We start from the raw sequence: 19,882 nt of genomic DNA, 5'->3' as shown, positions 1-19,882 counted from the left end.
TTTCAGTACTGCTGATCGCCTCAGCCCCCCGGCCCCTTCACGCGGCGGGGAAGCACTGGGCAAGTTTCGACAAATGTTCTAGGAGGAACAACCATGGCGAAGGCCAAGTTCGAGCGCACCAAGCCGCACGTCAACATCGGCACCATCGGCCACGTCGACCACGGCAAGACGACGCTCACCGCTGCCATCTCCAAGGTCCTGGCCGACAAGTACCCGGACCTCAACGAGCAGCGCGACTTCGGCGCCATCGACTCCGCCCCGGAGGAGAAGCAGCGCGGCATCACCATCAACATCGCGCACATCGAGTACCAGACGGAGAAGCGGCACTACGCCCACGTGGACGCCCCGGGCCACGCCGACTACGTCAAGAACATGATCACCGGTGCGGCGCAGATGGACGGCGCCATCCTCGTGGTCGCCGCCACCGACGGCCCCATGGCCCAGACCCGCGAGCACGTGCTGCTCGCCCGCCAGGTGGGCGTGCCCTACCTGCTGGTGGCCCTGAACAAGTCCGACATGGTCGACGACGAGGAGCTGCTGGACCTCGTCGAGATGGAGGTGCGCGAGCTCCTCTCCGACCAGGGCTTCGACGGCGACAACGCTCCCGTGATCCGCGTCTCCGCGCTCAAGGCCCTCGAGGGTGACCCCGAGTGGGTCGCCAAGATCGAGGAGCTCATGGACGCCGTGGACGAGAACGTCCCCGACCCCATCCGTGACATGGACAAGCCGTTCCTCATGCCCATCGAGGACGTCTTCACCATCACCGGTCGCGGCACCGTGGTGACCGGCCGTGCCGAGCGTGGCACCCTGCCGATCAACTCCGAGGTCGAGATCGTCGGCATCCGCCCGGTCCAGAAGACCACGGTCACCGGCATCGAGATGTTCCACAAGCAGATGGACGAGGCCATGGCGGGCGAGAACTGCGGCCTGCTGCTCCGCGGTCTCAAGCGTGACGACGTCGAGCGCGGCCAGGTCGTGTGCAAGCCGGGTTCCATCACCCCGCACACCGACTTCGAGGCGAACGTCTACATCCTCTCCAAGGAGGAGGGCGGCCGTCACAACCCGTTCTACTCGAACTACCGTCCGCAGTTCTACTTCCGGACCACCGACGTCACCGGCGTCATCACGCTGCCCGAGGGCACCGAGATGGTCATGCCCGGCGACAACACCGAGATGACGGTCGCGCTGATCCAGCCGATCGCCATGGAGGAGGGCCTCGGCTTCGCCATCCGCGAGGGTGGCCGCACCGTGGGCTCCGGCCGCGTCACCAAGATCATCAAGTAGTCCTCTGACTCCTCGGGATCTTTCGAGAACCCCCCGCCGCCTCGCGCGGCGGGGGGTTCTCCCGTGTCCGGGGTCCGTCGGGGCCCCGCCCTGCCCGGCTCAGGGGGCCGGGGGAGGGGCCGGCCGCGTGTCCCGGACGGGACACCGTGCATTTGCACCCCGTCCTGATCTCTGGCAGGATGGACGACGTTGTTCAAGCGCCGACGTGTGCTCTCAGCGGTTCGAACCGGTAGTCATCCGAAGCAGAACCGAGAGCCGGCAGCCCGAGCCGCCGCCACGTACGGACCACATACGACCCGCCCTCGTCCAGATGGACTCGGTGCGCCCGCGTGTTCTGCGCGAGGCGACACGCCCGAGTTCGGGGGTCGGAGCTCCAGCAGGGTGAGGAACCCGGAATCTTCCGGATTCAGCCTGCGTGGAGCGGCGCCCGTCAGACCCGGCGCCATGCACAAGGAGCGCGAGCTCCGTCACAGGGAAGTACTTCAAGAAAGAGAGTCACGACGCCATGGCGGGACAGAAAATCCGCATCCGGCTGAAGTCTTATGACCACGAGGTCATCGACGTCTCGGCCCGGAAGATCGTTGAGACGGTGACGCGCGCAGGCGCGACGGTGGTCGGCCCCGTGCCGCTGCCGACGGAGAAGAACGTGTACTGCGTCATCCGCTCGCCGCACAAGTACAAGGACAGCCGTGAGCACTTCGAGATGCGCACCCACAAGCGGCTGATCGACATCATCGACCCCACGCCGAAGGCTGTCGACTCGCTCATGCGTCTCGACCTGCCGGCCGACGTGAACATCGAAATCAAGCTGTAAAGAGGATCGCATCCCAATGACTACCACTTTCGAACGCCAGGTGAAGGGCCTGCTGGGCACGAAGCTCGGCATGACCCAGGTCTGGGACGAGAACGGGAAGTTCGTGCCGGTGACCGTCGTCAAGGCGGACTCCAACGTCGTGACCCAGCTGCGCAACCAGGACCGTGACGGCTACTCGGCCGTGCAGATCGGGTTCGGTGCGATCGACCCCCGCAAGGTCACCAAGCCGCTGGCCGGCCACTTCGAGAAGGCCGGCGTGACCCCCCGCCGCCACGTCGTGGAGCTCCGGACCGCCGACGCCGACAGCTACGAGCTGGGCCAGGAGCTCTCCGTGGAGACCTTCGAGGCCGGCCAGAAGGTCGACGTCATCGGCACCACCAAGGGCAAGGGCACGGCCGGCGTGATGAAGCGTCACGGCTTCTCCGGTGTCGGCGCCTCCCACGGTGCCCACAAGAACCACCGCAAGCCGGGATCCATCGGCGGCGCCTCCTACCCCGCTCGCGTGTTCAAGGGCATGCGCATGGCGGGCCGCATGGGCAACGAGCGCCACACGACCCAGAACCTCACCGTTCACGCCGTGGACGCCGAGAACTCCCTGCTGCTCATCAAGGGCGCCCTCCCGGGCCCCAAGGGTTCGGTCGTCCTCGTCCGCACCGCAGTGAAGGGAGCCTGACACCATGGCAACTCAGACCGTCAACGTCGACCTGCCCGCCGAGATCTTCGACGTCCAGACCAACGTGCCGCTGCTGCACCAGGTCGTCGTCGCTCAGCTGGCCGCGGCCCGCCAGGGCACGCACAAGACCAAGACCCGCGCCGAGGTCTCCGGCGCCGGCCGCAAGCCCTTCAAGCAGAAGGGCACCGGCCGCGCGCGCCAGGGCTCGATCCGCGCCCCGCACATGACCGGCGGCGGCGTCGTGCACGGCCCGACCCCGCGCGACTACAGCCAGCGCACCCCCAAGAAGATGAAGGCCGCCGCCCTGCGCGGTGCCCTCTCGGACCGGGCGCGCAACAACCGCATCCACGTCGTGGAGGCACTCGTCGAGGGCACCGTCCCGAACACGAAGGCCGCCCAGTCGACGCTGCGCGCGCTGACCGAGCGCAAGAACGTGCTGGTCGTGCTCGACCGCCAGGACGACGTGGCCGCTCTGTCGGTCCGCAACCTGGACGACGTCCACACCATCTACGCGGACCAGCTCAACACGTACGACGTGCTGGTCTCCGACGACGTGGTCTTCACCCGGGCCGCGTACGAGTCGTTCGTGGCCGCGGCCAGCAAGAAGAAGCAGGAGGACGCCAAGTGAGCGCGACCACCATCAAGGATCCCCGCGACGTCATCATCGCTCCCGTCGTCTCGGAGAAGTCCTACGGGCTCATCGACGAGGGCCGCTACACGTTCTTCGTGGCGCCCGACTCGAACAAGACGGAGATCAAGTACGCCGTCGAGCAGATCTTCGGCGTCAAGGTCGAGTCCGTGAACACCATCAACCGTGCCGGTAAGCGGAAGCGCACGCGCTTCGGCTGGGGTCAGCGCAAGGGCACCAAGCGTGCCGTCGTGACCCTGAAGGAAGGCACCATCGACATCTTCGGCGGTCCGCTCGCCTGAGCGGAGACCACTTTAACGAGGAACTGAACCCATATGGCTATCCGCAAGCACAAGCCGACAACCCCGGGCCGTCGCGGCTCCTCCGTTGCCGACTTCGCAGAAATCACGCGCACGACCCCCGAGAAGTCGCTGGTCCGGCCGCTGCCCAAGAAGGGCGGCCGCAACAACCAGGGCCGCATCACCACCCGGCACAAGGGTGGCGGGCACAAGCGCCAGTACCGCGTCATCGACTTCCGTCGCCACGACAAGGACGGCGTCGACGCCAAGGTCGCGCACATCGAGTACGACCCGAACCGCACCGCGCGCATCGCGCTGCTGCACTACGTGGACGGGTCCAAGCGCTACATCGTGGCGCCGAACAAGCTGTCGCAGGGTGACACCGTCGAGTCCGGTCCGGGCGCCGACATCAAGCCCGGCAACAACCTGCCGCTGCGCAACATCCCCGTCGGCACCGTGATCCACGCCGTCGAGCTCCGTCCCGGCGGCGGCGCCAAGCTGGCCCGCTCGGCCGGCGCGTCGGTGCAGCTCGTCGCGAAGGAGGGCAAGTACGGCCAGCTCCGTCTGCCCTCCGGCGAGATCCGCAACGTCGACGTGCGCTGCCGCGCGACCGTGGGCGAGGTCGGCAACGCCGAGCAGTCCAACATCAACTGGGGCAAGGCCGGCCGCAACCGCTGGAAGGGCATCCGCCCGACCGTCCGCGGTGTGGTCATGAACCCGGTCGACCACCCGCACGGTGGTGGCGAGGGCAAGACCTCCGGTGGTCGCCACCCGGTGAACCCGAACGGCAAGCCCGAGGGCCGCACCCGCCGCCCCAACAAGGAGAGCGACAAGCTCATCGTCCGCCGTCGTCGCACCGGCAAGAACAAGCGCTAAGGAGCCTGACACATGCCACGCAGCCTGAAGAAGGGCCCTTTCGTCGATCAGCACCTTTTCCTGAAGGTCGCCAAGGAGAACGACAAGGGCACCAAGAACGTCATCAAGACGTGGTCCCGCCGCTCGATGATCATCCCCGACATGCTCGGGCACACGATCGCCGTGCACGACGGACGCAAGCACATCCCCGTGTTCATCACCGAGTCGATGGTCGGGCACAAGCTCGGCGAGTTCGCTCCGACGCGGACCTTCCGCGGCCATGTGAAGGACGACAAGAAGGGCAAGCGCCGCTGATCCTCCGGGATCCCGCAGCGTGAGCACTTCGAGAAGACGAGAGAAGGAAAGCAATGGAAGCCAAGGCATCTGCGCGCTACATCCGCGTGACGCCTATGAAGGCCCGGCGCGTCGTCAACCTGATTCGTGGCCAACAGGCGAATGAGGCTCTGGCGATTCTGAAGTTCGCCCCGCAGGGCGCTTCGGAGCCGGTGTTCAAGGTCCTCCAGTCGGCTGTCGCCAACGCGCGCCAGCTGGCCGACCGGGACGGCCTGCCGTTCAAGGAGGAGGAGCTCGTCGTGAGCGAGGCCTTCGTCGACGAGGGCCCCACCATGAAGCGGTTCCAGCCGCGTGCCCAGGGGCGCGCCTTCCGCATCAACAAGCGCACGAGCCACATCACCGTGATCGTGGCGACCCCGGACAGCGAGGAGGTCCGCTAAGTGGGACAGAAGATCAACCCGCACGGGTTCCGGTTGGGCATCACCACCGACCACGTGTCGCACTGGTACGCGGACTCCTCCAAGGAGGGTCAGCGCTACAAGGACTACGTCCGCGAGGACATCAGGATCCGCGAGCTCATGTCCACGGGCATGGAGCGCGCCGGCATCTCCAAGGTCGAGATCGAGCGCACCCGTGACCGTGTCCGCGTGGACATCCACACGGCGCGCCCGGGCATCGTCATCGGCCGCCGCGGCGCCGAGGCCGACCGCATCCGCGGCGAGCTCGAGAAGCTCACCGGCAAGCAGATCCAGCTGAACATCCTCGAGGTCAAGAACCCCGAGACCGATGCCCAGCTGGTGGCGCAGGGCGTCGCCGAGCAGCTCGCCTCCCGCGTGGCGTTCCGCCGTGCCATGAAGAAGGCCATCCAGTCCGCGCAGCGGGCCGGCGCCAAGGGCATCCGGATCCAGTGCGCCGGCCGCCTCGGCGGCGCCGAGATGAGCCGCTCGGAGTTCTACCGCGAGGGCCGCGTGCCCCTGCACACCCTCCGCGCGAACATCGACTACGGCTTCTTCGAGGCCAAGACCACCTTCGGCCGCATCGGCGTGAAGGTCTGGATCTACAAGGGCGACCTCACCGCGAAGGAACTGGCTGCCCAGCAGGCCGCCGCTCCGTCCCGCGGCCGCGGCGGCGACCGCGACCGCCGTGGTGGCCCCGGCGAGCGTCGCGGCGGCGGCGAGCGTCGTCGCACCGACCGTAACGACCGTGGCGGACGCCGTGAGCGCAGCGACTCCGCCGCCTCCCAGGCTCCGGCCGCGGAGGCGACCAACGCAGAGGGTGGTAAGTAAATGCTCATCCCACGTCGTGTGAAGTTCCGCAAGCAGCACCACCCCAAGCGGTCGGGCGCTGCGAAGGGCGGCACCACCGTCGCCTTCGGCGAATGGGGCATCCAGGCGCTCACGCCGGCCTACGTGACGAACCGTCAGATCGAGGCCGCCCGTATCGCCATGACCCGCCACATCAAGCGTGGCGGCAAGGTCTGGATCAACATCTACCCGGACCGTCCCCTGACCAAGAAGCCCGCCGAGACCCGCATGGGTTCCGGTAAGGGTTCCCCCGAGTGGTGGGTCGCCAACGTCAAGCCGGGCCGCGTCATGTTCGAGCTCTCCGGCGTGTCCGAAGAGGTCGCCCGTGAGGCCCTGCGCCTGGCGATCCACAAGCTCCCGATGAAGGCACGCATCGTGCGTCGCGAAGGTGGTGAATGAGAATGGCTGTTGGATCCAAGGATCTGAACGTCGAGAACCTCGCGGCCCTCGACAACGAGTCTCTGGCTGAGGCGCTGCGCAAGGCCAAGGAGGAGCTGTTCAACCTCCGCTTCCAGTCCGCAACCGGCCAGCTCGAGAACAACGGTCGCCTGAAGGCCGTCAAGCGCGACATCGCGCGCATCTACACGGTGCTGCGCGAGCGCGAGCTCGGCATCCGGCCCCAGGCGGAGTCCGCAGAGAAGACCGCCGAGACCACCTCCGAGGAGGACGCCAAGTGACCGAGCAGATCAACAACGGGGCCGAGCAGGCCGCCGAGCGCGGGGACCGCAAGACCCGCCGCGGCTACGTGGTCTCCGACAAGATGGACAAGACCGTCGTCGTGCAGCTGCAGGACAACGTCACGCACGCCCTGTACGGCAAGGTCATGCGCCGCTCGTCGAAGGTCAAGGCCCACGACGAGCAGAACTCCGCCGGTGTCGGCGACCTCGTCCTGATCGCGGAGACCCGCCCGCTGTCCGCCGCCAAGCGGTGGCGGATCGTGGAGATCCTCGAGAAGGCCAAGTGACCCTGGCTCGCTAGAGCCGGCCACTGCCACGACGGCCCGTCCCTCCTCGCGAGGGACGGGCCGTCGTCCGCTCCCGGCCCGGCACGGACAGCGCCCCGTCTGTGCTAGGCTGGTGAGCTTGTATGGGCCAATTTGTCTGCCCGTACGACCCACAGCTCTTCGTGCCAGCGCATAATGACCGCGTGCAGGGCGCCCCCGCGCCCCCTGGTGGCGGGTTCAGATGCTCCTGGCATGGAGAGCTGGCCCGGTCCGGCGTGCGACGCCGGGGGAGGGCACATCATCCGACAAGCTGTTCCGCAAGGCCCGCACCGTGCTCTCGAACGGTGTTGGAACCGGCGTGACGACAGGAGTAATCAGTGATTCAGCAGGAGTCGCGACTGAAGGTCGCCGACAACACGGGTGCGAAGGAAATCCTGACCATCCGCGTTCTCGGTGGATCCGGACGTCGCTACGCAGGCATCGGCGACATCATCGTCGCCACCGTCAAGGACGCGATCCCCGGTGGGAACGTCAAGAAGGGCGACGTGGTCAAGGCCGTCATCGTCCGTACCAAGAAGGAGCGCCGTCGTCCGGACGGCTCCTACATCAAGTTCGACGAGAACGCCGCAGTGATCCTGAAGAACGACGGGGACCCCCGTGGCACGCGCATCTTCGGCCCCGTGGGCCGCGAGCTGCGCGACAAGAAGTTCATGAAGATCATCTCGCTGGCCCCGGAGGTGCTCTGACCATGGCGAAGTTCAAGATCAAGACCGGTGACCTCGTGCAGGTCATCTCCGGCAGCAGGGACAACAAGGGCAAGCAGGGCAAGGTCCTGCGCGTGCTCCCGGAGACCTCCCGCGTGGTGGTCGAGGGCATCAACGTCATGACCCGCCACCGCAAGGCCTCCATGCAGGGCGAAGCCGGCGGCATCGAGAAGGTCGAGGCCCCGATCCACGTGTCCAACGTGGCGTTCGTGGACCCGGAGACCAAGAAGCCGACCCGCGTCGGCTACCGCACCGAGACCGTGGAGCGCGACGGACGCCAGAAGACCGTCCGCGTCCGCGTCTCCAAGAGCACCGGCAAGGATCTGTGATGACCGAAACCACCGAGATCAGCGTGTCCCCGCGCTTCAAGGCCAAGTACCAGGAGACCGTCGTTCCCGCGCTGCAGGAGCAGTTCTCCTACGGCAACGTCATGGAGATCCCGCGCGTCGTCAAGGTCGTCGTGAACATGGGCGTGGGTGACGCCGCGAAGGACTCCAAGCTCATCGACGGCGCCGTCCGCGACCTGACCGCGATCACCGGCCAGAAGCCGCTCGTGACCCGTGCCCGGAAGTCCATCGCGCAGTTCAAGCTCCGCGAGGGCATGCCCATCGGCGCGCACACCACCCTGCGCGGCGACCGCATGTGGGAGTTCCTCGACCGCCTGGTGACCCTGGCCCTGCCGCGCATCCGCGACTTCCGCGGTCTGTCCGACCGCCAGTTCGACGGCAACGGCAACTACACCTTCGGCCTCACCGAGCAGTCCATGTTCCACGAGATCGACCAGGACCGGATCGACCGCGTCCGCGGCATGGACATCACGGTGGTCACCACCGCGAAGACCGACGACGAGGGCCGTGCGCTGCTGAAGGCGCTCGGCTTCCCCTTCAAGACCAACTAATCCCGCTACGTTCCAGGTCCGCCCGCGCGCCCCACGGCGCCGGCGGAAACCGGGACGAGGAAGGGCACGTGCCCCCAAAATGACAATGACAGATCCTGTCGCGGACATGCTGACGCGTCTGCGCAACGCCAACTCCGCCTACCACGACACCGTGAGCATGCCGTACTCCAAGCTCAAGGCTCGCGTGGCGGACATCCTCAAGAGCGAGGGCTACATCGCGGACTGGACGGAGCAGCCGGCCGAGGTCGGCAAGACCCTGACCCTGTCCCTGAAGTTCGGCCCGAACCGTGAGCGCTCGATCGCGGGCGTCCGGCGCATCTCCAAGCCGGGCCTGCGCGTCTACGCCAAGTCCACCAACCTCCCCAAGGTCCTCGGCGGCCTGGGCATCGCCATCCTGTCCACCTCTTCCGGGCTGCTGACCGACAAGCAGGCCGCGAAGAAGGGCGTGGGCGGCGAAGTCCTCGCGTTCGTCTGGTAACCCGGAACAGAAAGGAAGAGAACATGTCACGTATTGGACGTCTCCCCATCTCTGTGCCGGCCGGTGTGGAGGTCAAGGTCGACGGCAACGTCGTCACCGTCAAGGGCGCGAAGGGCGAGCTGCAGCACACCGTTGCCAGCCCGATCACCGTCGCGCTCGAGGACAGCACCCTCACCGTCGCCCGTCCCAACGACGAGCGCGAGTCCCGCTCCCTGCACGGCCTGACCCGCACCCTGATCGCCAACATGATCCAGGGCGTCACCCAGGGCTACACCAAGGGCATCGAGATCGTGGGCACCGGCTACCGTGTGCAGGCCAAGGGCCAGGACCTCGAGTTCGCCCTGGGCTACAGCCACCCGATCACCTTCAAGGCGCCGGAGGGCATCTCGTTCACCGTCGAGGGTGTCAACAAGCTCACCGTCAACGGCATCGACAAGCAGCAGGTCGGCGAGGTCGCCGCCAACATCCGCAAGCTGCGTGCCCCCGAGCCCTACAAGGGCAAGGGCGTGCGGTACGCCGGCGAGCAGATCCGCCGCAAGGCCGGAAAGGCTGGTAAGTAATCATGGCTCTGAAGATCAAGGGCAAGTCCAAGGCCGCTGCCCGCAGCCGCCGCCACGTGCGCGTGCGCAAGCACCTCACCGGCACCGCCGCCCGTCCGCGCCTCGTCGTGAACCGCTCTGCCCGGCACATGTTCGTGCAGGTCGTCGACGACACCAAGGGCGTGACCGTGGCCTCGGCCTCCACCATGGAGGCCGACCTGCGCGGCACCGAGGCGGACAAGACCGCCAAGGCCAAGCGCGTGGGTGAGCTCGTGGCCGAGCGCGCCAAGGCTGCCGGTGTCGAGGCGGTCGTGTTCGACCGCGGCGGCAACAAGTACCACGGTCGCGTGGCGGCCGTCGCCGACGGCGCCCGCGAGGGAGGTCTGGCACTGTGAGCGAGCAGAACAACGAGAAGGAAACTCAGGTGACCGAAGCCAGCACTGCTTCCACGGAAGCGACCGGGGCCCAGCAGACCACCGAGTCCACCGACAACCGCTCCCAGGACTCCCGCGGCGACCGCGGGGGCCGCGGCGGCGATCGTGGCGGGCGCGGCGGCGAGCGTGGCGGCCGCGGCGAGCGTGGCGGCCGCGGGGGCCGTGGCGGCCGCGACGAGGAGAAGGACAAGTTCCTCGAGCGCGTCGTGACCATCAACCGCGTGTCGAAGGTCGTCAAGGGCGGCCGTCGCTTCAGCTTCACCGCCCTCGTCGTCGTCGGTGACGGCAACGGCATGGTCGGTGTGGGCTACGGCAAGGCCAAGGAGGTGCCGGCCGCGATCTCGAAGGGCGTGGAGGAGGCGAAGAAGAACTTCTTCCGCGTCCCCCGCATCGAGGAGCGCACCATCCCGCACCGCGTGCAGGGCGAGGCCGCCGCAGGCGTCGTCATGCTGCGCCCGGCGACCCCGGGTACCGGAGTGATCGCCGGTGGTCCGGTGCGCGCCGTGCTCGAGTGCGCCGGCATCCACGACGTGCTCTCCAAGTCCCTGGGCTCGTCGAACCAGATCAACATCGTGCACGCAACCATCCAGGCCCTCCGCCAGCTCGAGGAGCCGGCAGCCGTCGCGGCCCGCCGCGGCCTGCCGATGGACGAGGTCGTTCCCGGTCCGTTGCTGCGCTCGATCCAGAAGGCAGGTGCCTGATGTCCGGCAAGCGTATCCAGCCCGACGGGGCGGAGCTGCGCATCACGCAGATCCGTTCGGTGGTCGGCCAGAAGCAGAACATGCGTGACACCCTGCGCTCGCTCGGCCTGAAGCGGCCCGGCAACGTGGTCGTCCGCAAGGCCGACGGGGTGACCGCGGGCATGGTCAACACCGTCGCCCACCTGGTCAAGGTCGAGGAGGCCAAGTAACCATGGCAGACAACACTGCTGAGAACAACGAGAAGGTGCACGCCCTCAAGGTGCACCACCTGCGTCCGGCCCCGGGCGCCAAGACCGCCAAGACCCGCGTGGGTCGCGGTGAGGGCTCCAAGGGCAAGACCGCCGGCCGCGGCACCAAGGGCACCAGCGCCCGGTACCAGGTCAAGGCGGGCTTCGCCGGCGGGCAGCTCCCGCTGCACATGCGCCTGCCGAAGCTGCGCGGGTTCAAGAACCCGTTCCGCGTCGAGTACCAGGTCGTCAACCTCGACCGGCTCACCGAGCTGTTCCCCGAGGGCGGCGACGTCACGGTCGACTCGCTCGTGGCCAAGGGCGCGGTCCGCAAGAACCAGCCCGTCAAGGTCCTGGGCTCCGGCGAGATCGCGGTCGCGGTGAACGTGAAGGCGCACGCCTTCTCGGGCTCCGCCGCCGAGAAGATCGCCGCCGCCGGCGGTAGCACCACCGCGCTGTGAGCGCGGCCGCGGGACCGGGCGCACTGCCCGGTCCCGCGGCGCACCGGTCAGGCCCCGTCCACGCCAGCGTGGGCGGGGCCTGACCCGTCGTCGGGCCGCCGCGCCCGCCGCGCCGTCGCACTGGCCCCGGTTGGGCCCCGGCGGCGGCGCGTTCGTTAGACTTGCCCGGGAGTCGTCCGCGCCCGATCCGCGTGCGGACCGGGACCGTGCTCCCGCCCCACCCCACCTACGCGGCCGGACGCCGGTCGGACCCAGTCTCTAGGAGGACATGTGCTCAGCGCTTTCGGACGGGCGTTGCGAACCCCCGACCTGCGACGGAAGCTGGGGTTCACCCTCGCCCTCATCGTGCTCTACCGCCTGGGCACGTTCATCCCGGCGCCGGGCGTGGACTACGGCAACGTGCAGCAGTGCCTGGCCCTGGGCAACACCTCGGGCGGCGTGTACGACATGGTGAACCTCTTCAGCGGCGGCGCGCTGCTGCAGCTGTCGATCTTCGCCCTCGGCGTGATGCCGTACATCACGGCCAGCATCATCACCCAGCTGCTGCGCGTGGTCATCCCGCGCTTCCAGGAGCTGCACGAGGAGGGGGCGCAGGGGCAGACGAAGCTCACCCAGTACACCCGCTACCTGACGATCGGGCTGGCCCTGCTCAACGCGACCACCATCGTCTCCCTCGCCCGCTCGGGCGCCCTGCTGGGGGACTGCCCCCTTCCGATCATCCCGAACGACACGATCTGGACGGTCGTGATCATGGTCATCACCATGACCGCGGGCACCGCGATCATCATGTGGCTCGGCGAGCGGATCACGGAGAAGGGCGTCGGCAACGGCATGTCCCTGCTGATCTTCACCTCGATCGCCGCGACCTTCCCCTCGGCCCTGGGCGACATCCTGCGCACCCGCGGCTGGGGCCTGTTCCTCACCGTCCTCGCCGTGGGCCTGGTCGTCATCACGTGCGTGGTCTTCGTGGAGCAGTCCCAGCGCCGCGTCCCCGTCCAGTACGCCAAGCGCATGGTGGGGCGGCGCACGATCGGCGGGACGACCACCTACATCCCGCTCAAGGTCAACATGGCCGGCGTCATCCCGATCATCTTCGCGTCCTCGATGCTGATGCTGCCCGGCATGCTGGCCCAGTTCGGGATGCCCGACGACGGCACCGACATCCCCGGCTGGGTCAACTGGATCAACACCTACCTCGTCTCCGGCGACCACCCGTTCTACATGGCGCTGTACTTCATGATGATCGTGTTCTTCACGTACTTCTACGTGTCGATCACGTTCAACCCGGAGGAGGTCTCCAACAACATGAAGCGCTACGGCGGCTTCATCCCCGGCATCCGCGCCGGCCGGCCCACCGAGAAGTACCTCCAGTACGTGCTCACCCGCATCACGTTCCCCGGCGCCCTGTACCTGGGCATCGTCTCGATGATCCCGCTCGTGGCGCTCGTGCTGATCGACGCGAACCAGAACTTCCCGTTCGGCGGCCCGTCGCTGCTGATCATGGTGGGCGTGGGCCTGGACACCGTGAAGCAGATCGAGGCGCAGCTGCAGCAGCGCAACTACGAGGGCCTGCTCCGCTGAGCCGCTCAGCCACTGAGCCACCGAGCCCCGTCCCCGGGGCCGCGGCACGCGCCGCCGTCCCGGGGAGGGGCGGGGACCGGCCGGTAGACTGGGCCCGCAGCCATCACCGAACGCAAGGAGACTCCATGACCCGCATGCTCATCATCGGACCCCCCGGGGCAGGCAAGGGCACCCAGGCCGTGCGCATCACAGAGAAGCTGGGCATCCCGGCGATCTCCACCGGCGACATCTTCCGGGCCAACATCAAGGCGGAGACCGACCTCGGCCGCGAGGCCAAGGGCTACATCGACGCCGGCGACCTCGTGCCCGACTCCGTGACCAACCGCATGGTCCGCGCCCGCCTCGCCGAGGCCGACGCCGCCGACGGCTTCCTGCTCGACGGCTACCCGCGCAACGCCGCGCAGGTGGCGGAGCTGGACTCCATCCTCGCCGAGCTGGGCCAGGACCTCGACGTCGTCCTGCAGCTCACCGCGGACCGTGACGAGCTCGTGCAGCGCCTCCTGGGCCGCGCCCAGAAGGAGGGCCGCACCGACGACACCGAAGACGTCATCCGGCACCGCCTGGACGTCTACGACAAGGAGACGGCCGTGGTCGTCGACCTCTACGACCAGCGCGGCATCGTCCGCGAGGTCGACGGCCTGGGGACCGTCGACGAGGTCACCGAGCGGATCATGGCGGCGCTCTCCTGACGAGCCGCCCCGCACCACCGACGGCGTGACACCCCCGGACACCCCCGGGGGTCTCACGTTTAACACACGACCGCCCGTCCCCGACCCGGGGGCGCGGACGGCCGGGAAGGACTGACGCATGTTCGGCCGCCGCCGGATCGAGTACAAGACCAACGCCCAGCTGCGCGCCATGCAGCGCGCCGGGGAGGTGACCTCGCGCGCCCTCGACGCCGCGGTGGCCGCCGCCGTCCCCGGCGTCACCGCCGCCCACCTCGACGAGGTGTTCCGGGGCGTGCTCGAGGAGCACAGGGCCACCTCGAACTTCCTCGGCTACTTCGGCTACCCGGCCGCCGTGTGCGTGTCCGTCAACGACGTCGTGGTGCACGGCATCCCGGGGGAGCAGGTCCTCGCCGCCGGGGACATCCTCTCCATCGACGGCGGGGCGATCGTGGACGGCTGGCACGGCGACTCCGCCCGCACCGTCCTGCTGGGCAGTCCCGACCCCGCGGACGTCGAGCTGTCCGAGGTGACACGCGCCGCCATGTGGCGCGGGATCGCCGCCGTGGCCACCGGCACGCACGTCGGGGACATCGGCGCGGCCGTCGAGGACCACGTCCGGGAGGTCTCCGGGCACCGGTTCGGCATCCTCGAGGAGTACGTGGGCCACGGCATCGGCTCCAAGATGCACATGGCCCCCGACGTCCTGAACTTCCGCAGCACCGACCGCGGGCCGCGGCTGAGGGCGGGCATGGCCCTGGCCATCGAGCCCATGCTCGTGCGCGGGGGCATCGGCACCCGCGTGCTCGACGACGACTGGACCGTGGTCACGACCGACGGCGCCCGCTCCAGCCAGTGGGAGCACTCCGTGGCCCTCCACGCCGACGGGATCTGGGTGCTCACCGCCGAGGACGGGGGAGCCTCCGAGCTCGAGCCGCTCGGCGTGACCCCCGTCCCCATCCCCGAGGACCGGCCGTGACCGGTCCCGGCTCCCGTCCGGGCGGGGAGACCGCCGCGCCGGATCCGCCCGAGCAGACGACCGCGCAGGAGACCACCATGCAGGACACCACAGGACAGGACGCCGCCGCGGCGGATGCCACGGCGGAGAGCACCGCGGGGGAGAACGCCCCGGGGCAGGCCTCCGCGGGGCGCCGGACGCCCGTCGAGCTGACTGTCCGGCCGAAGCCCGGCCAGCTCACCTTCACCGCGCCGCGGCGCGGCAAGCCGCCGCAGCACATCGCCGACTTCGACATGGCCGGACGCCGGGAGTTCCTCGCCGGGCTGGGGCACAAGCCGTTCCGCGCCGGCCAGCTCTCCCGGCACTACTTCGACCGGTTCGCCGTCGAGGCCGCGGACATGACCGACCTCCCGGCGGAGGGCCGCGAGGAGCTCGTGGCGCAGGCCCTGCCCCCGCTGCTGACGACGGTGCGCACCCTCGAGGCCGACCAGGGGGCCACGCTCAAGACCGTCCACCGGCTCTTCGACGGCGCCACCGTGGAGTCCGTGCTCATGCGCTACACCAACCGGGTGACCATGTGCATCTCCTCGCAGGCCGGCTGCGGGATGAACTGCCCGTTCTGCGCGACCGGCCAGGCCGGTCTGACCCGCAACCTCTCCACCGCCGAGATCGTGGAGCAGGTGGTCCAGGGGGCGCGGATGCTGCGCGGCGGCCGGGTGGGCCGGGCGGAGCAGGAGCCCCTGCGGGTGTCCAACATCGTGTTCATGGGCATGGGGGAGGCCCTGGCCAACTACAAGGCGTCCATCGGGGCGATCCACCGGCTCATCGACCCCTCGCCGGAGGGCCTCGGCATCTCCGCGCGCGGGATCACGATGTCCACGGTGGGACTGGTCCCCGGGATCCGGAAGTTCACCCAGGAGAAGCTGCCGGTCACCCTCGCCCTGTCCCTGCACGCCCCGGACGACGAGCTGCGCGACGAGCTCATCCCGATCAACACCCGCTGGAAGGTCGACGAGGCCCTCGACGCCGCCTACGAGTACTACCAGGTCACGGGCCGGCGGGTGTCCATCGAGTACGCGCTGATCCGCGACATCAACGACCACGGGTGGCGCGCCGACCTGCTGGGGGAGAAGCTCAACGCCCGCGGCGGCGGGTGGGTGCACGTCAACCCGATCCCGCTCAACCCCACCCCCGGCTCCAAGTGGACCGCCTCCCGCCCCGGCGTGGAGCAGAACTTCGTGGAGCGGCTGCGCGCCCACGGCATCCCCACCACCGTGCGCGACACCCGCGGCTCCGACATCGACGGGGCGTGCGGGCAGCTGGCCGCGACCGTCTGAGCCGCGTCGTCGCACCCCGCCCCTCCCGGCCCGGGAGGGCGGCCGGGGCGCGGCGGGGGAGCGGGCCCGCGTTGCGGGGACCGCCCCCGATCCAGTAGAGTGTTCTGTTGGTTGTCTGTGCTCAAGCGATTCCGCACTCATCGGACCACGCACACCCCCGCCGAACACTTTCGGTGATGGTGCACGCGTACGGGTCCGCTGCGGCGTTTAACGATCAAGTACACCGAATCCTGCCTGCCGCCCCGGCGGCAGGCACCTGAAGTTAGCGGAGGATATGGCCAAGAAAGACGGAGTCATCGAGATCGAAGGCACTGTGGTCGAGGCTCTGCCCAACGCGATGTTTCGTGTTGAGCTGAACAACGGTCACCTTGTTCTCGCCCACATCTCGGGCAAGATGCGCCAGCACTACATCCGGATCCTCCCCGAGGACCGCGTGGTGGTGGAGCTGAGCCCGTACGACCTCACTCGTGGTCGTATCGTCTACCGCTACAAGTAGGACCGGCGGCCCCCGGGCCGCACACCACTCGAGAGAACGACGCGAAGGAATGCGATGAAGGTCCAACCGAGCGTGAAGCCGATCTGCGACAAGTGCAAGGTGATCCGCCGCAACGGGCGGGTCATGGTGATCTGCGAGAACCCGCGCCACAAACAGCGTCAGGGCTGACCGGCCCCGACCTGCCCCACGCAAGTGGATTGACAAGGCACCGCTCCCGACCGGAGAGATCCGGTCGGGTGCCCCCGGTACAGAGGCCGGGGACCGGAGGGGACACGACGTCCCCGACCGGGCAGCGATGCTCCAGACCTCTGGAGAAACACAAGGAGAACCGCCGATATGGCTCGTCTCGCAGGCGTCGACCTTCCCCGTGAGAAGCGGCTGGAAGTCGCGCTCACCTACATCTACGGCGTGGGCCGCACCCGCGCGCACGAAACCCTCGAGGCCACGGGCATCTCGGGCGACGTGCGCGTGCGCGAACTCACCGATGCCCAGCTCGTGGAGCTGCGCGACTACATCGAAGGCAACTACAAGGTTGAGGGTGACCTCCGCCGTGAGGTGGCCGCCGACATCCGCCGCAAGGTCGAGATCGGCAGCTACCAGGGCATCCGGCACCGCCGCGGCCTGCCCGTGCACGGCCAGCGCACCAAGACCAACGCTCGCACCCGCAAGGGCCCGAAGCGCACGGTCGCCGGCAAGAAGAAGTAGCCCGCTGCCGCTCGCACCCCGGGACCCCGCGGTCCCCCGAGCGGCCCACCACCACTCTTCCCGAACTTTGTAGGAGATTCACATGCCCCCGAAGACTCGCGCAGCGGCTTCACGCAAGCCCCGCCGCAAGGACAAGAAGAACGTGACCCAGGGCCACGCCCACATCAAGTCCACGTTCAACAACACCATCGTCACCATCACCGATCCCACCGGCGCCGTCCTCTCCTGGTCCTCCGCCGGCGAGATGGGGTTCAAGGGCTCCCGCAAGTCCACCCCGTTCGCCGCGCAGATGGCCGCCGAGGCCGCCGCGAAGCGCGCGCAGGAGCACGGCGTGCGCAAGGTCGACGTTTTCGTCAAGGGCCCGGGCTCCGGGCGCGAGACCGCCATCCGCTCCCTGCAGGCCACCGGCCTCGAGGTCGGCTCCATCTCGGACGTCACCCCGAGCGCGCACAACGGTTGCCGCCCGCCGAAGCGCCGCCGCGTCTGATGCGAGCGCAACCGACGGGACCCCGCGCGGGGTCCCGTCGGTCGCGCTGACCCCGGACCGGTCACCGGTCCGCACCCATCAACTGTTTTCCACCACCTGCGTGCGTCATATAGCGGATGCCCGCTGAAAGGAAACATCAGTGCTCATCGCACAGCGCCCCACCCTCTCCGAAGAGGTCGTGGCCGACAACCGGTCCCGCTTCGTGATCGAACCGCTCGAGCCCGGCTTCGGCTACACCCTCGGCAACTCCCTCCGCCGCACCCTGCTCTCCTCGATCCCGGGTGCCGCCGTGACCAGCATCCGCATCGACGGGGTGCTCCACGAGTTCTCCACCGTGGAGGGCGTCAAGGAGGACGTCACCGAGATCATCCTCAACATCAAGAAGCTCGCCGTCTCCTCGGAGCAGGACGAGCCGGTCGTCGCCTACCTGCGCAAGCAGGGCCCGGGCGTCGTCACCGCCGCGGACATCACGGCTCCGGCCGGGGTGGAGGTCCACAACCCGGACCTGCACATCGCCACGCTCAACGCGAAGGGCCAGCTCGAGCTCGAGCTGACCATCGAGCGCGGCCGCGGCTACGTCTCCGCCGCCCAGAACAAGGCGGGGGACGCGGAGATCGGGCGCATCCCGGTCGACTCGATCTACTCGCCCGTCCTGAAGGTGACCTTCCGCGTGGAGGCCACCCGTGTGGAGCAGCGCACCGACTTCGACAAGCTGATCCTGGACGTGGAGACCAAGGAGGCCATCACCCCGCGTGACGCGGTGGCCTCCGCCGGCACCACCCTGGTCGAGCTGTTCGGCCTGGCGCGTGAGCTGAACACGGCCGCCGAGGGCATCGAGATCGGCCCGTCGCCGACGGACGCGGCGATGGCCGCGGACATGGCGCTGCCGATCGAGGACCTCGAGCTGACCGTGCGGTCCTACAACTGCCTCAAGCGCGAGGGCATCCACACCGTGGGTGAGCTCGTCGGCCGCTCCGAGGCGGACCTGATGGACATCCGCAACTTCGGCGCCAAGTCGATCGACGAGGTCAAGGCCAAGCTCGTCGACCTCGGCCTGTCCCTCAAGGACTCGCCCCCCGGTTTCGACCTCGCCGCTCGCGCCGCCGCGATCGACGACGAGAACCCGTTCGACGACGTCGACCAGTAATCCTTCCCGCTCCGTCCCCCCGGCCGCACGGCCCGGACGGGACGAACTTCCAGGAGATCAACAACCATGCCTACTCCCACCAAGGGACCCCGCCTCGGAGGCGGCCCCGCCCATGAGCGCCTGATGCTGGCGAACCTGTCCCAGCAGCTGTTCGAGCACAAGCGCATCACCACCACGGTCACCAAGGCGAAGCGGATGCGTCCCTACGCCGAGCGCCTGATCACCTTCGCCAAGCGCGGTGACCTGGCCGCCCGTCGCCGCGTGCTCGCGCAGCTGACCGACAAGTCCGTGGTGCACGAGCTGTTCACCACCATCGCCTCGGCGATGGAGGACCGCAACGGCGGCTACACCCGCATCACCAAGATCGGCAACCGCAAGGGCGACAACGCCCCCATGGCCGTCATCGAACTCGTGATGGAGCCCGTCGCGACCAAGGCCACCGTGGCCGAGGCCGAGCGCGCCACCGCCAAGGCCGCCCCGGCCCCCGCCGCCCCGGTCGACACCCCTGCGGAGTCCACCGAGGCCGAGGTCGCCGCCGAGGAGATCCCCGCCGCGGAGCAGGCCCCCGAGGTCGGCTCGGAGCAGGCCGCCGAGGTCGCAGCCGAGAACGCCGACGCGGAGTTCCCCGGCTCGCACGCGCCGCTCGAGTCCGGCGAGGCCCCCGAGGGCTTCGACGTCAAGGGCAACAAGAACTCGATGAAGTACCACGTGCCCGGCTCGCGCTGGTACGCGGGCACGACCGCCGAGATCTGGTTCGACTCCCCGGCCAACGCCGAGGCCGCGGGCTTCCAGCCGGCCGGTGGCGCCGCCGCCCAGAAGCTGCGCTGACCGGAGCCCTCCGGACAGACACCGTGCACGCCGCCGGGGACCTGGTCCCCGGCGGCGTCGCCGTGCCCGGACCCGGCCGACC

Annotated in this window: 31 protein-coding genes; all 31 read left to right on the top strand. The window is 68.8% G+C overall.

What is annotated here, in order from left to right; translation table 11 throughout:
• Positions 1–93: 93 nt before the first annotated feature.
• Positions 94–1,284: an elongation factor Tu gene (gene tuf, locus IEW07_RS06275; RefSeq protein WP_188535345.1), complete on the top strand. Its 1,191-nt coding sequence runs from the start codon at positions 94–96 to the stop codon at positions 1,282–1,284.
• A gap of 505 nt (positions 1,285–1,789) precedes the next feature.
• Positions 1,790–2,098 (top strand): 30S ribosomal protein S10, encoded by a 309-nt coding sequence (gene rpsJ, locus IEW07_RS06270; RefSeq protein WP_003803825.1) that lies wholly within the window; start codon positions 1,790–1,792, stop codon positions 2,096–2,098.
• Between the two features lie 16 nt (positions 2,099–2,114).
• Positions 2,115–2,771 carry a 50S ribosomal protein L3 gene (rplC, locus tag IEW07_RS06265; protein ID WP_188535343.1) on the top strand — a complete coding sequence of 219 codons (657 nt, stop codon included), beginning with the start codon at positions 2,115–2,117 and terminating at the stop codon, positions 2,769–2,771.
• A 4-nt stretch (positions 2,772–2,775) separates the two neighbouring features.
• Positions 2,776–3,399, top strand: coding sequence for a 50S ribosomal protein L4 (rplD, locus tag IEW07_RS06260; protein ID WP_188535341.1), 624 nt, complete (start codon positions 2,776–2,778; stop codon positions 3,397–3,399).
• Entirely contained in the window at positions 3,396–3,701 is a 306-nt protein-coding gene (gene rplW / locus IEW07_RS06255; RefSeq protein ID WP_188535339.1) for a 50S ribosomal protein L23, read from the top strand. The genes rplD and rplW overlap by 4 nt, the downstream gene beginning before the upstream one ends.
• Positions 3,702–3,734: 33 nt before the next feature.
• Positions 3,735–4,574: a 50S ribosomal protein L2 gene (gene rplB, locus IEW07_RS06250; RefSeq protein ID WP_188535337.1), complete on the top strand. Its 840-nt coding sequence runs from the start codon at positions 3,735–3,737 to the stop codon at positions 4,572–4,574.
• A gap of 12 nt (positions 4,575–4,586) precedes the next feature.
• Positions 4,587–4,868, top strand: coding sequence for a 30S ribosomal protein S19 (gene rpsS / locus IEW07_RS06245; protein WP_047803924.1), 282 nt, complete (start codon positions 4,587–4,589; stop codon positions 4,866–4,868).
• Positions 4,869–4,921: 53 nt separating this feature from the next.
• The gene (rplV, locus tag IEW07_RS06240; RefSeq protein ID WP_188535335.1) at positions 4,922–5,287 is read left to right on the top strand and encodes a 50S ribosomal protein L22; all 366 of its coding nucleotides are present in this window, start codon (positions 4,922–4,924) and stop codon (positions 5,285–5,287) included.
• Entirely contained in the window at positions 5,288–6,133 is an 846-nt protein-coding gene (gene rpsC / locus IEW07_RS06235) for a 30S ribosomal protein S3 (protein WP_188535333.1), read from the top strand. It begins immediately after the preceding gene.
• Positions 6,134–6,550 (top strand): 50S ribosomal protein L16, encoded by a 417-nt coding sequence (rplP, locus tag IEW07_RS06230; RefSeq protein ID WP_017833303.1) that lies wholly within the window; start codon positions 6,134–6,136, stop codon positions 6,548–6,550. It abuts the gene before it with no gap.
• 2 nt (positions 6,551–6,552) lie between these two features.
• Positions 6,553–6,828 carry a 50S ribosomal protein L29 gene (rpmC, locus tag IEW07_RS06225; RefSeq protein ID WP_188535331.1) on the top strand — a complete coding sequence of 92 codons (276 nt, stop codon included), beginning with the start codon at positions 6,553–6,555 and terminating at the stop codon, positions 6,826–6,828.
• Positions 6,825–7,115 (top strand): 30S ribosomal protein S17, encoded by a 291-nt coding sequence (rpsQ, locus tag IEW07_RS06220; protein ID WP_188535329.1) that lies wholly within the window; start codon positions 6,825–6,827, stop codon positions 7,113–7,115. Before rpmC ends, rpsQ begins: the two co-directional genes overlap by 4 nt.
• 356 nt (positions 7,116–7,471) lie before the next feature.
• Entirely contained in the window at positions 7,472–7,840 is a 369-nt protein-coding gene (gene rplN / locus IEW07_RS06215; RefSeq protein ID WP_017833306.1) for a 50S ribosomal protein L14, read from the top strand.
• Between the two features lie 2 nt (positions 7,841–7,842).
• Positions 7,843–8,187, top strand: a complete 345-nt coding sequence (rplX, locus tag IEW07_RS06210; protein ID WP_188535327.1) for a 50S ribosomal protein L24 — start codon at positions 7,843–7,845, stop codon at positions 8,185–8,187.
• Positions 8,187–8,756 (top strand): 50S ribosomal protein L5, encoded by a 570-nt coding sequence (rplE, locus tag IEW07_RS06205; RefSeq protein WP_188535326.1) that lies wholly within the window; start codon positions 8,187–8,189, stop codon positions 8,754–8,756. The genes rplX and rplE overlap by 1 nt, the downstream gene beginning before the upstream one ends.
• Before the next feature lie 79 nt (positions 8,757–8,835).
• The gene (gene rpsH / locus IEW07_RS06200; RefSeq protein WP_188535324.1) at positions 8,836–9,234 is read left to right on the top strand and encodes a 30S ribosomal protein S8; all 399 of its coding nucleotides are present in this window, start codon (positions 8,836–8,838) and stop codon (positions 9,232–9,234) included.
• A gap of 23 nt (positions 9,235–9,257) precedes the next feature.
• Positions 9,258–9,794, top strand: a complete 537-nt coding sequence (gene rplF, locus IEW07_RS06195; protein ID WP_188535322.1) for a 50S ribosomal protein L6 — start codon at positions 9,258–9,260, stop codon at positions 9,792–9,794.
• Positions 9,795–9,796: 2 nt separating this feature from the next.
• Positions 9,797–10,168 (top strand): 50S ribosomal protein L18, encoded by a 372-nt coding sequence (gene rplR, locus IEW07_RS06190; protein WP_188535320.1) that lies wholly within the window; start codon positions 9,797–9,799, stop codon positions 10,166–10,168.
• Positions 10,165–10,908: a 30S ribosomal protein S5 gene (gene rpsE, locus IEW07_RS06185; protein WP_188535318.1), complete on the top strand. Its 744-nt coding sequence runs from the start codon at positions 10,165–10,167 to the stop codon at positions 10,906–10,908. Before rplR ends, rpsE begins: the two co-directional genes overlap by 4 nt.
• The gene (rpmD, locus tag IEW07_RS06180) at positions 10,908–11,117 is read left to right on the top strand and encodes a 50S ribosomal protein L30 (protein ID WP_047804314.1); all 210 of its coding nucleotides are present in this window, start codon (positions 10,908–10,910) and stop codon (positions 11,115–11,117) included. Before rpsE ends, rpmD begins: the two co-directional genes overlap by 1 nt.
• 2 nt (positions 11,118–11,119) lie before the next feature.
• Positions 11,120–11,596 carry a 50S ribosomal protein L15 gene (rplO, locus tag IEW07_RS06175; protein ID WP_188535316.1) on the top strand — a complete coding sequence of 159 codons (477 nt, stop codon included), beginning with the start codon at positions 11,120–11,122 and terminating at the stop codon, positions 11,594–11,596.
• Between the two features lie 270 nt (positions 11,597–11,866).
• The gene (secY, locus tag IEW07_RS06170; protein WP_188535314.1) at positions 11,867–13,177 is read left to right on the top strand and encodes a preprotein translocase subunit SecY; all 1,311 of its coding nucleotides are present in this window, start codon (positions 11,867–11,869) and stop codon (positions 13,175–13,177) included.
• 125 nt (positions 13,178–13,302) lie between these two features.
• On the top strand, positions 13,303–13,866 hold the full coding sequence (locus IEW07_RS06165) for an adenylate kinase (RefSeq protein ID WP_188535312.1): 564 nt from the start codon (positions 13,303–13,305) through the stop codon (positions 13,864–13,866).
• A 118-nt stretch (positions 13,867–13,984) separates the two neighbouring features.
• The gene (gene map / locus IEW07_RS06160; RefSeq protein WP_188535310.1) at positions 13,985–14,821 is read left to right on the top strand and encodes a type I methionyl aminopeptidase; all 837 of its coding nucleotides are present in this window, start codon (positions 13,985–13,987) and stop codon (positions 14,819–14,821) included.
• A gap of 77 nt (positions 14,822–14,898) precedes the next feature.
• Positions 14,899–16,137: a dual-specificity RNA methyltransferase RlmN gene (rlmN, locus tag IEW07_RS06155; RefSeq protein WP_188535402.1), complete on the top strand. Its 1,239-nt coding sequence runs from the start codon at positions 14,899–14,901 to the stop codon at positions 16,135–16,137.
• A 274-nt stretch (positions 16,138–16,411) separates the two neighbouring features.
• Complete coding sequence (gene infA, locus IEW07_RS06150; RefSeq protein ID WP_017833319.1) at positions 16,412–16,633, top strand: translation initiation factor IF-1; 222 nt, start codon at positions 16,412–16,414, stop codon at positions 16,631–16,633.
• Between the two features lie 54 nt (positions 16,634–16,687).
• Positions 16,688–16,801 carry a 50S ribosomal protein L36 gene (gene rpmJ, locus IEW07_RS06145; protein ID WP_017833320.1) on the top strand — a complete coding sequence of 38 codons (114 nt, stop codon included), beginning with the start codon at positions 16,688–16,690 and terminating at the stop codon, positions 16,799–16,801.
• A 168-nt stretch (positions 16,802–16,969) separates the two neighbouring features.
• On the top strand, positions 16,970–17,338 hold the full coding sequence (rpsM, locus tag IEW07_RS06140; protein ID WP_188535308.1) for a 30S ribosomal protein S13: 369 nt from the start codon (positions 16,970–16,972) through the stop codon (positions 17,336–17,338).
• An 82-nt stretch (positions 17,339–17,420) separates the two neighbouring features.
• Positions 17,421–17,825, top strand: a complete 405-nt coding sequence (gene rpsK, locus IEW07_RS06135; protein WP_188535306.1) for a 30S ribosomal protein S11 — start codon at positions 17,421–17,423, stop codon at positions 17,823–17,825.
• A gap of 139 nt (positions 17,826–17,964) precedes the next feature.
• Positions 17,965–18,972 (top strand): DNA-directed RNA polymerase subunit alpha, encoded by a 1,008-nt coding sequence (locus tag IEW07_RS06130; RefSeq protein WP_188535305.1) that lies wholly within the window; start codon positions 17,965–17,967, stop codon positions 18,970–18,972.
• Between the two features lie 66 nt (positions 18,973–19,038).
• Positions 19,039–19,800 (top strand): 50S ribosomal protein L17, sunset domain variant, encoded by a 762-nt coding sequence (gene rplQ, locus IEW07_RS06125; protein WP_188535303.1) that lies wholly within the window; start codon positions 19,039–19,041, stop codon positions 19,798–19,800.
• Positions 19,801–19,882 lie beyond the last annotated feature (82 nt).

It is taken from the genome of Kocuria dechangensis, assembly GCF_014636775.1.
Lineage (GTDB): Bacteria > Actinomycetota > Actinomycetes > Actinomycetales > Micrococcaceae > Kocuria > Kocuria dechangensis.
This window is presented reverse-complemented; position numbering and strand designations above follow the sequence as displayed.

Coding starts and splice junctions, on each gene's coding strand:
- rplC (WP_188535343.1), top strand. CDS start 2,115: ATGACTACCACTTTCGAACGCCAGGTGAAGGGCCTGCTGGGCACGAAG.
- rpmC (WP_188535331.1), top strand. CDS start 6,553: ATGGCTGTTGGATCCAAGGATCTGAACGTCGAGAACCTCGCGGCCCTC.
- rpsH (WP_188535324.1), top strand. CDS start 8,836: ATGACAATGACAGATCCTGTCGCGGACATGCTGACGCGTCTGCGCAAC.
- rplQ (WP_188535303.1), top strand. CDS start 19,039: ATGCCTACTCCCACCAAGGGACCCCGCCTCGGAGGCGGCCCCGCCCAT.
- rplE (WP_188535326.1), top strand. CDS start 8,187: ATGACCGAAACCACCGAGATCAGCGTGTCCCCGCGCTTCAAGGCCAAG.
- infA (WP_017833319.1), top strand. CDS start 16,412: ATGGCCAAGAAAGACGGAGTCATCGAGATCGAAGGCACTGTGGTCGAG.
- tuf (WP_188535345.1), top strand. CDS start 94: ATGGCGAAGGCCAAGTTCGAGCGCACCAAGCCGCACGTCAACATCGGC.
- rpsS (WP_047803924.1), top strand. CDS start 4,587: ATGCCACGCAGCCTGAAGAAGGGCCCTTTCGTCGATCAGCACCTTTTC.
- rplO (WP_188535316.1), top strand. CDS start 11,120: ATGGCAGACAACACTGCTGAGAACAACGAGAAGGTGCACGCCCTCAAG.
- rplR (WP_188535320.1), top strand. CDS start 9,797: ATGGCTCTGAAGATCAAGGGCAAGTCCAAGGCCGCTGCCCGCAGCCGC.
- rplV (WP_188535335.1), top strand. CDS start 4,922: ATGGAAGCCAAGGCATCTGCGCGCTACATCCGCGTGACGCCTATGAAG.
- rlmN (WP_188535402.1), top strand. CDS start 14,899: ATGCAGGACACCACAGGACAGGACGCCGCCGCGGCGGATGCCACGGCG.
- rplB (WP_188535337.1), top strand. CDS start 3,735: ATGGCTATCCGCAAGCACAAGCCGACAACCCCGGGCCGTCGCGGCTCC.
- rplF (WP_188535322.1), top strand. CDS start 9,258: ATGTCACGTATTGGACGTCTCCCCATCTCTGTGCCGGCCGGTGTGGAG.
- rpsK (WP_188535306.1), top strand. CDS start 17,421: ATGCCCCCGAAGACTCGCGCAGCGGCTTCACGCAAGCCCCGCCGCAAG.
- rpmJ (WP_017833320.1), top strand. CDS start 16,688: ATGAAGGTCCAACCGAGCGTGAAGCCGATCTGCGACAAGTGCAAGGTG.
- rplD (WP_188535341.1), top strand. CDS start 2,776: ATGGCAACTCAGACCGTCAACGTCGACCTGCCCGCCGAGATCTTCGAC.
- rpsM (WP_188535308.1), top strand. CDS start 16,970: ATGGCTCGTCTCGCAGGCGTCGACCTTCCCCGTGAGAAGCGGCTGGAA.
- rpmD (WP_047804314.1), top strand. CDS start 10,908: ATGTCCGGCAAGCGTATCCAGCCCGACGGGGCGGAGCTGCGCATCACG.
- rpsJ (WP_003803825.1), top strand. CDS start 1,790: ATGGCGGGACAGAAAATCCGCATCCGGCTGAAGTCTTATGACCACGAG.
- map (WP_188535310.1), top strand. CDS start 13,985: ATGTTCGGCCGCCGCCGGATCGAGTACAAGACCAACGCCCAGCTGCGC.
- rplP (WP_017833303.1), top strand. CDS start 6,134: ATGCTCATCCCACGTCGTGTGAAGTTCCGCAAGCAGCACCACCCCAAG.
- rplX (WP_188535327.1), top strand. CDS start 7,843: ATGGCGAAGTTCAAGATCAAGACCGGTGACCTCGTGCAGGTCATCTCC.
- IEW07_RS06165 (WP_188535312.1), top strand. CDS start 13,303: ATGACCCGCATGCTCATCATCGGACCCCCCGGGGCAGGCAAGGGCACC.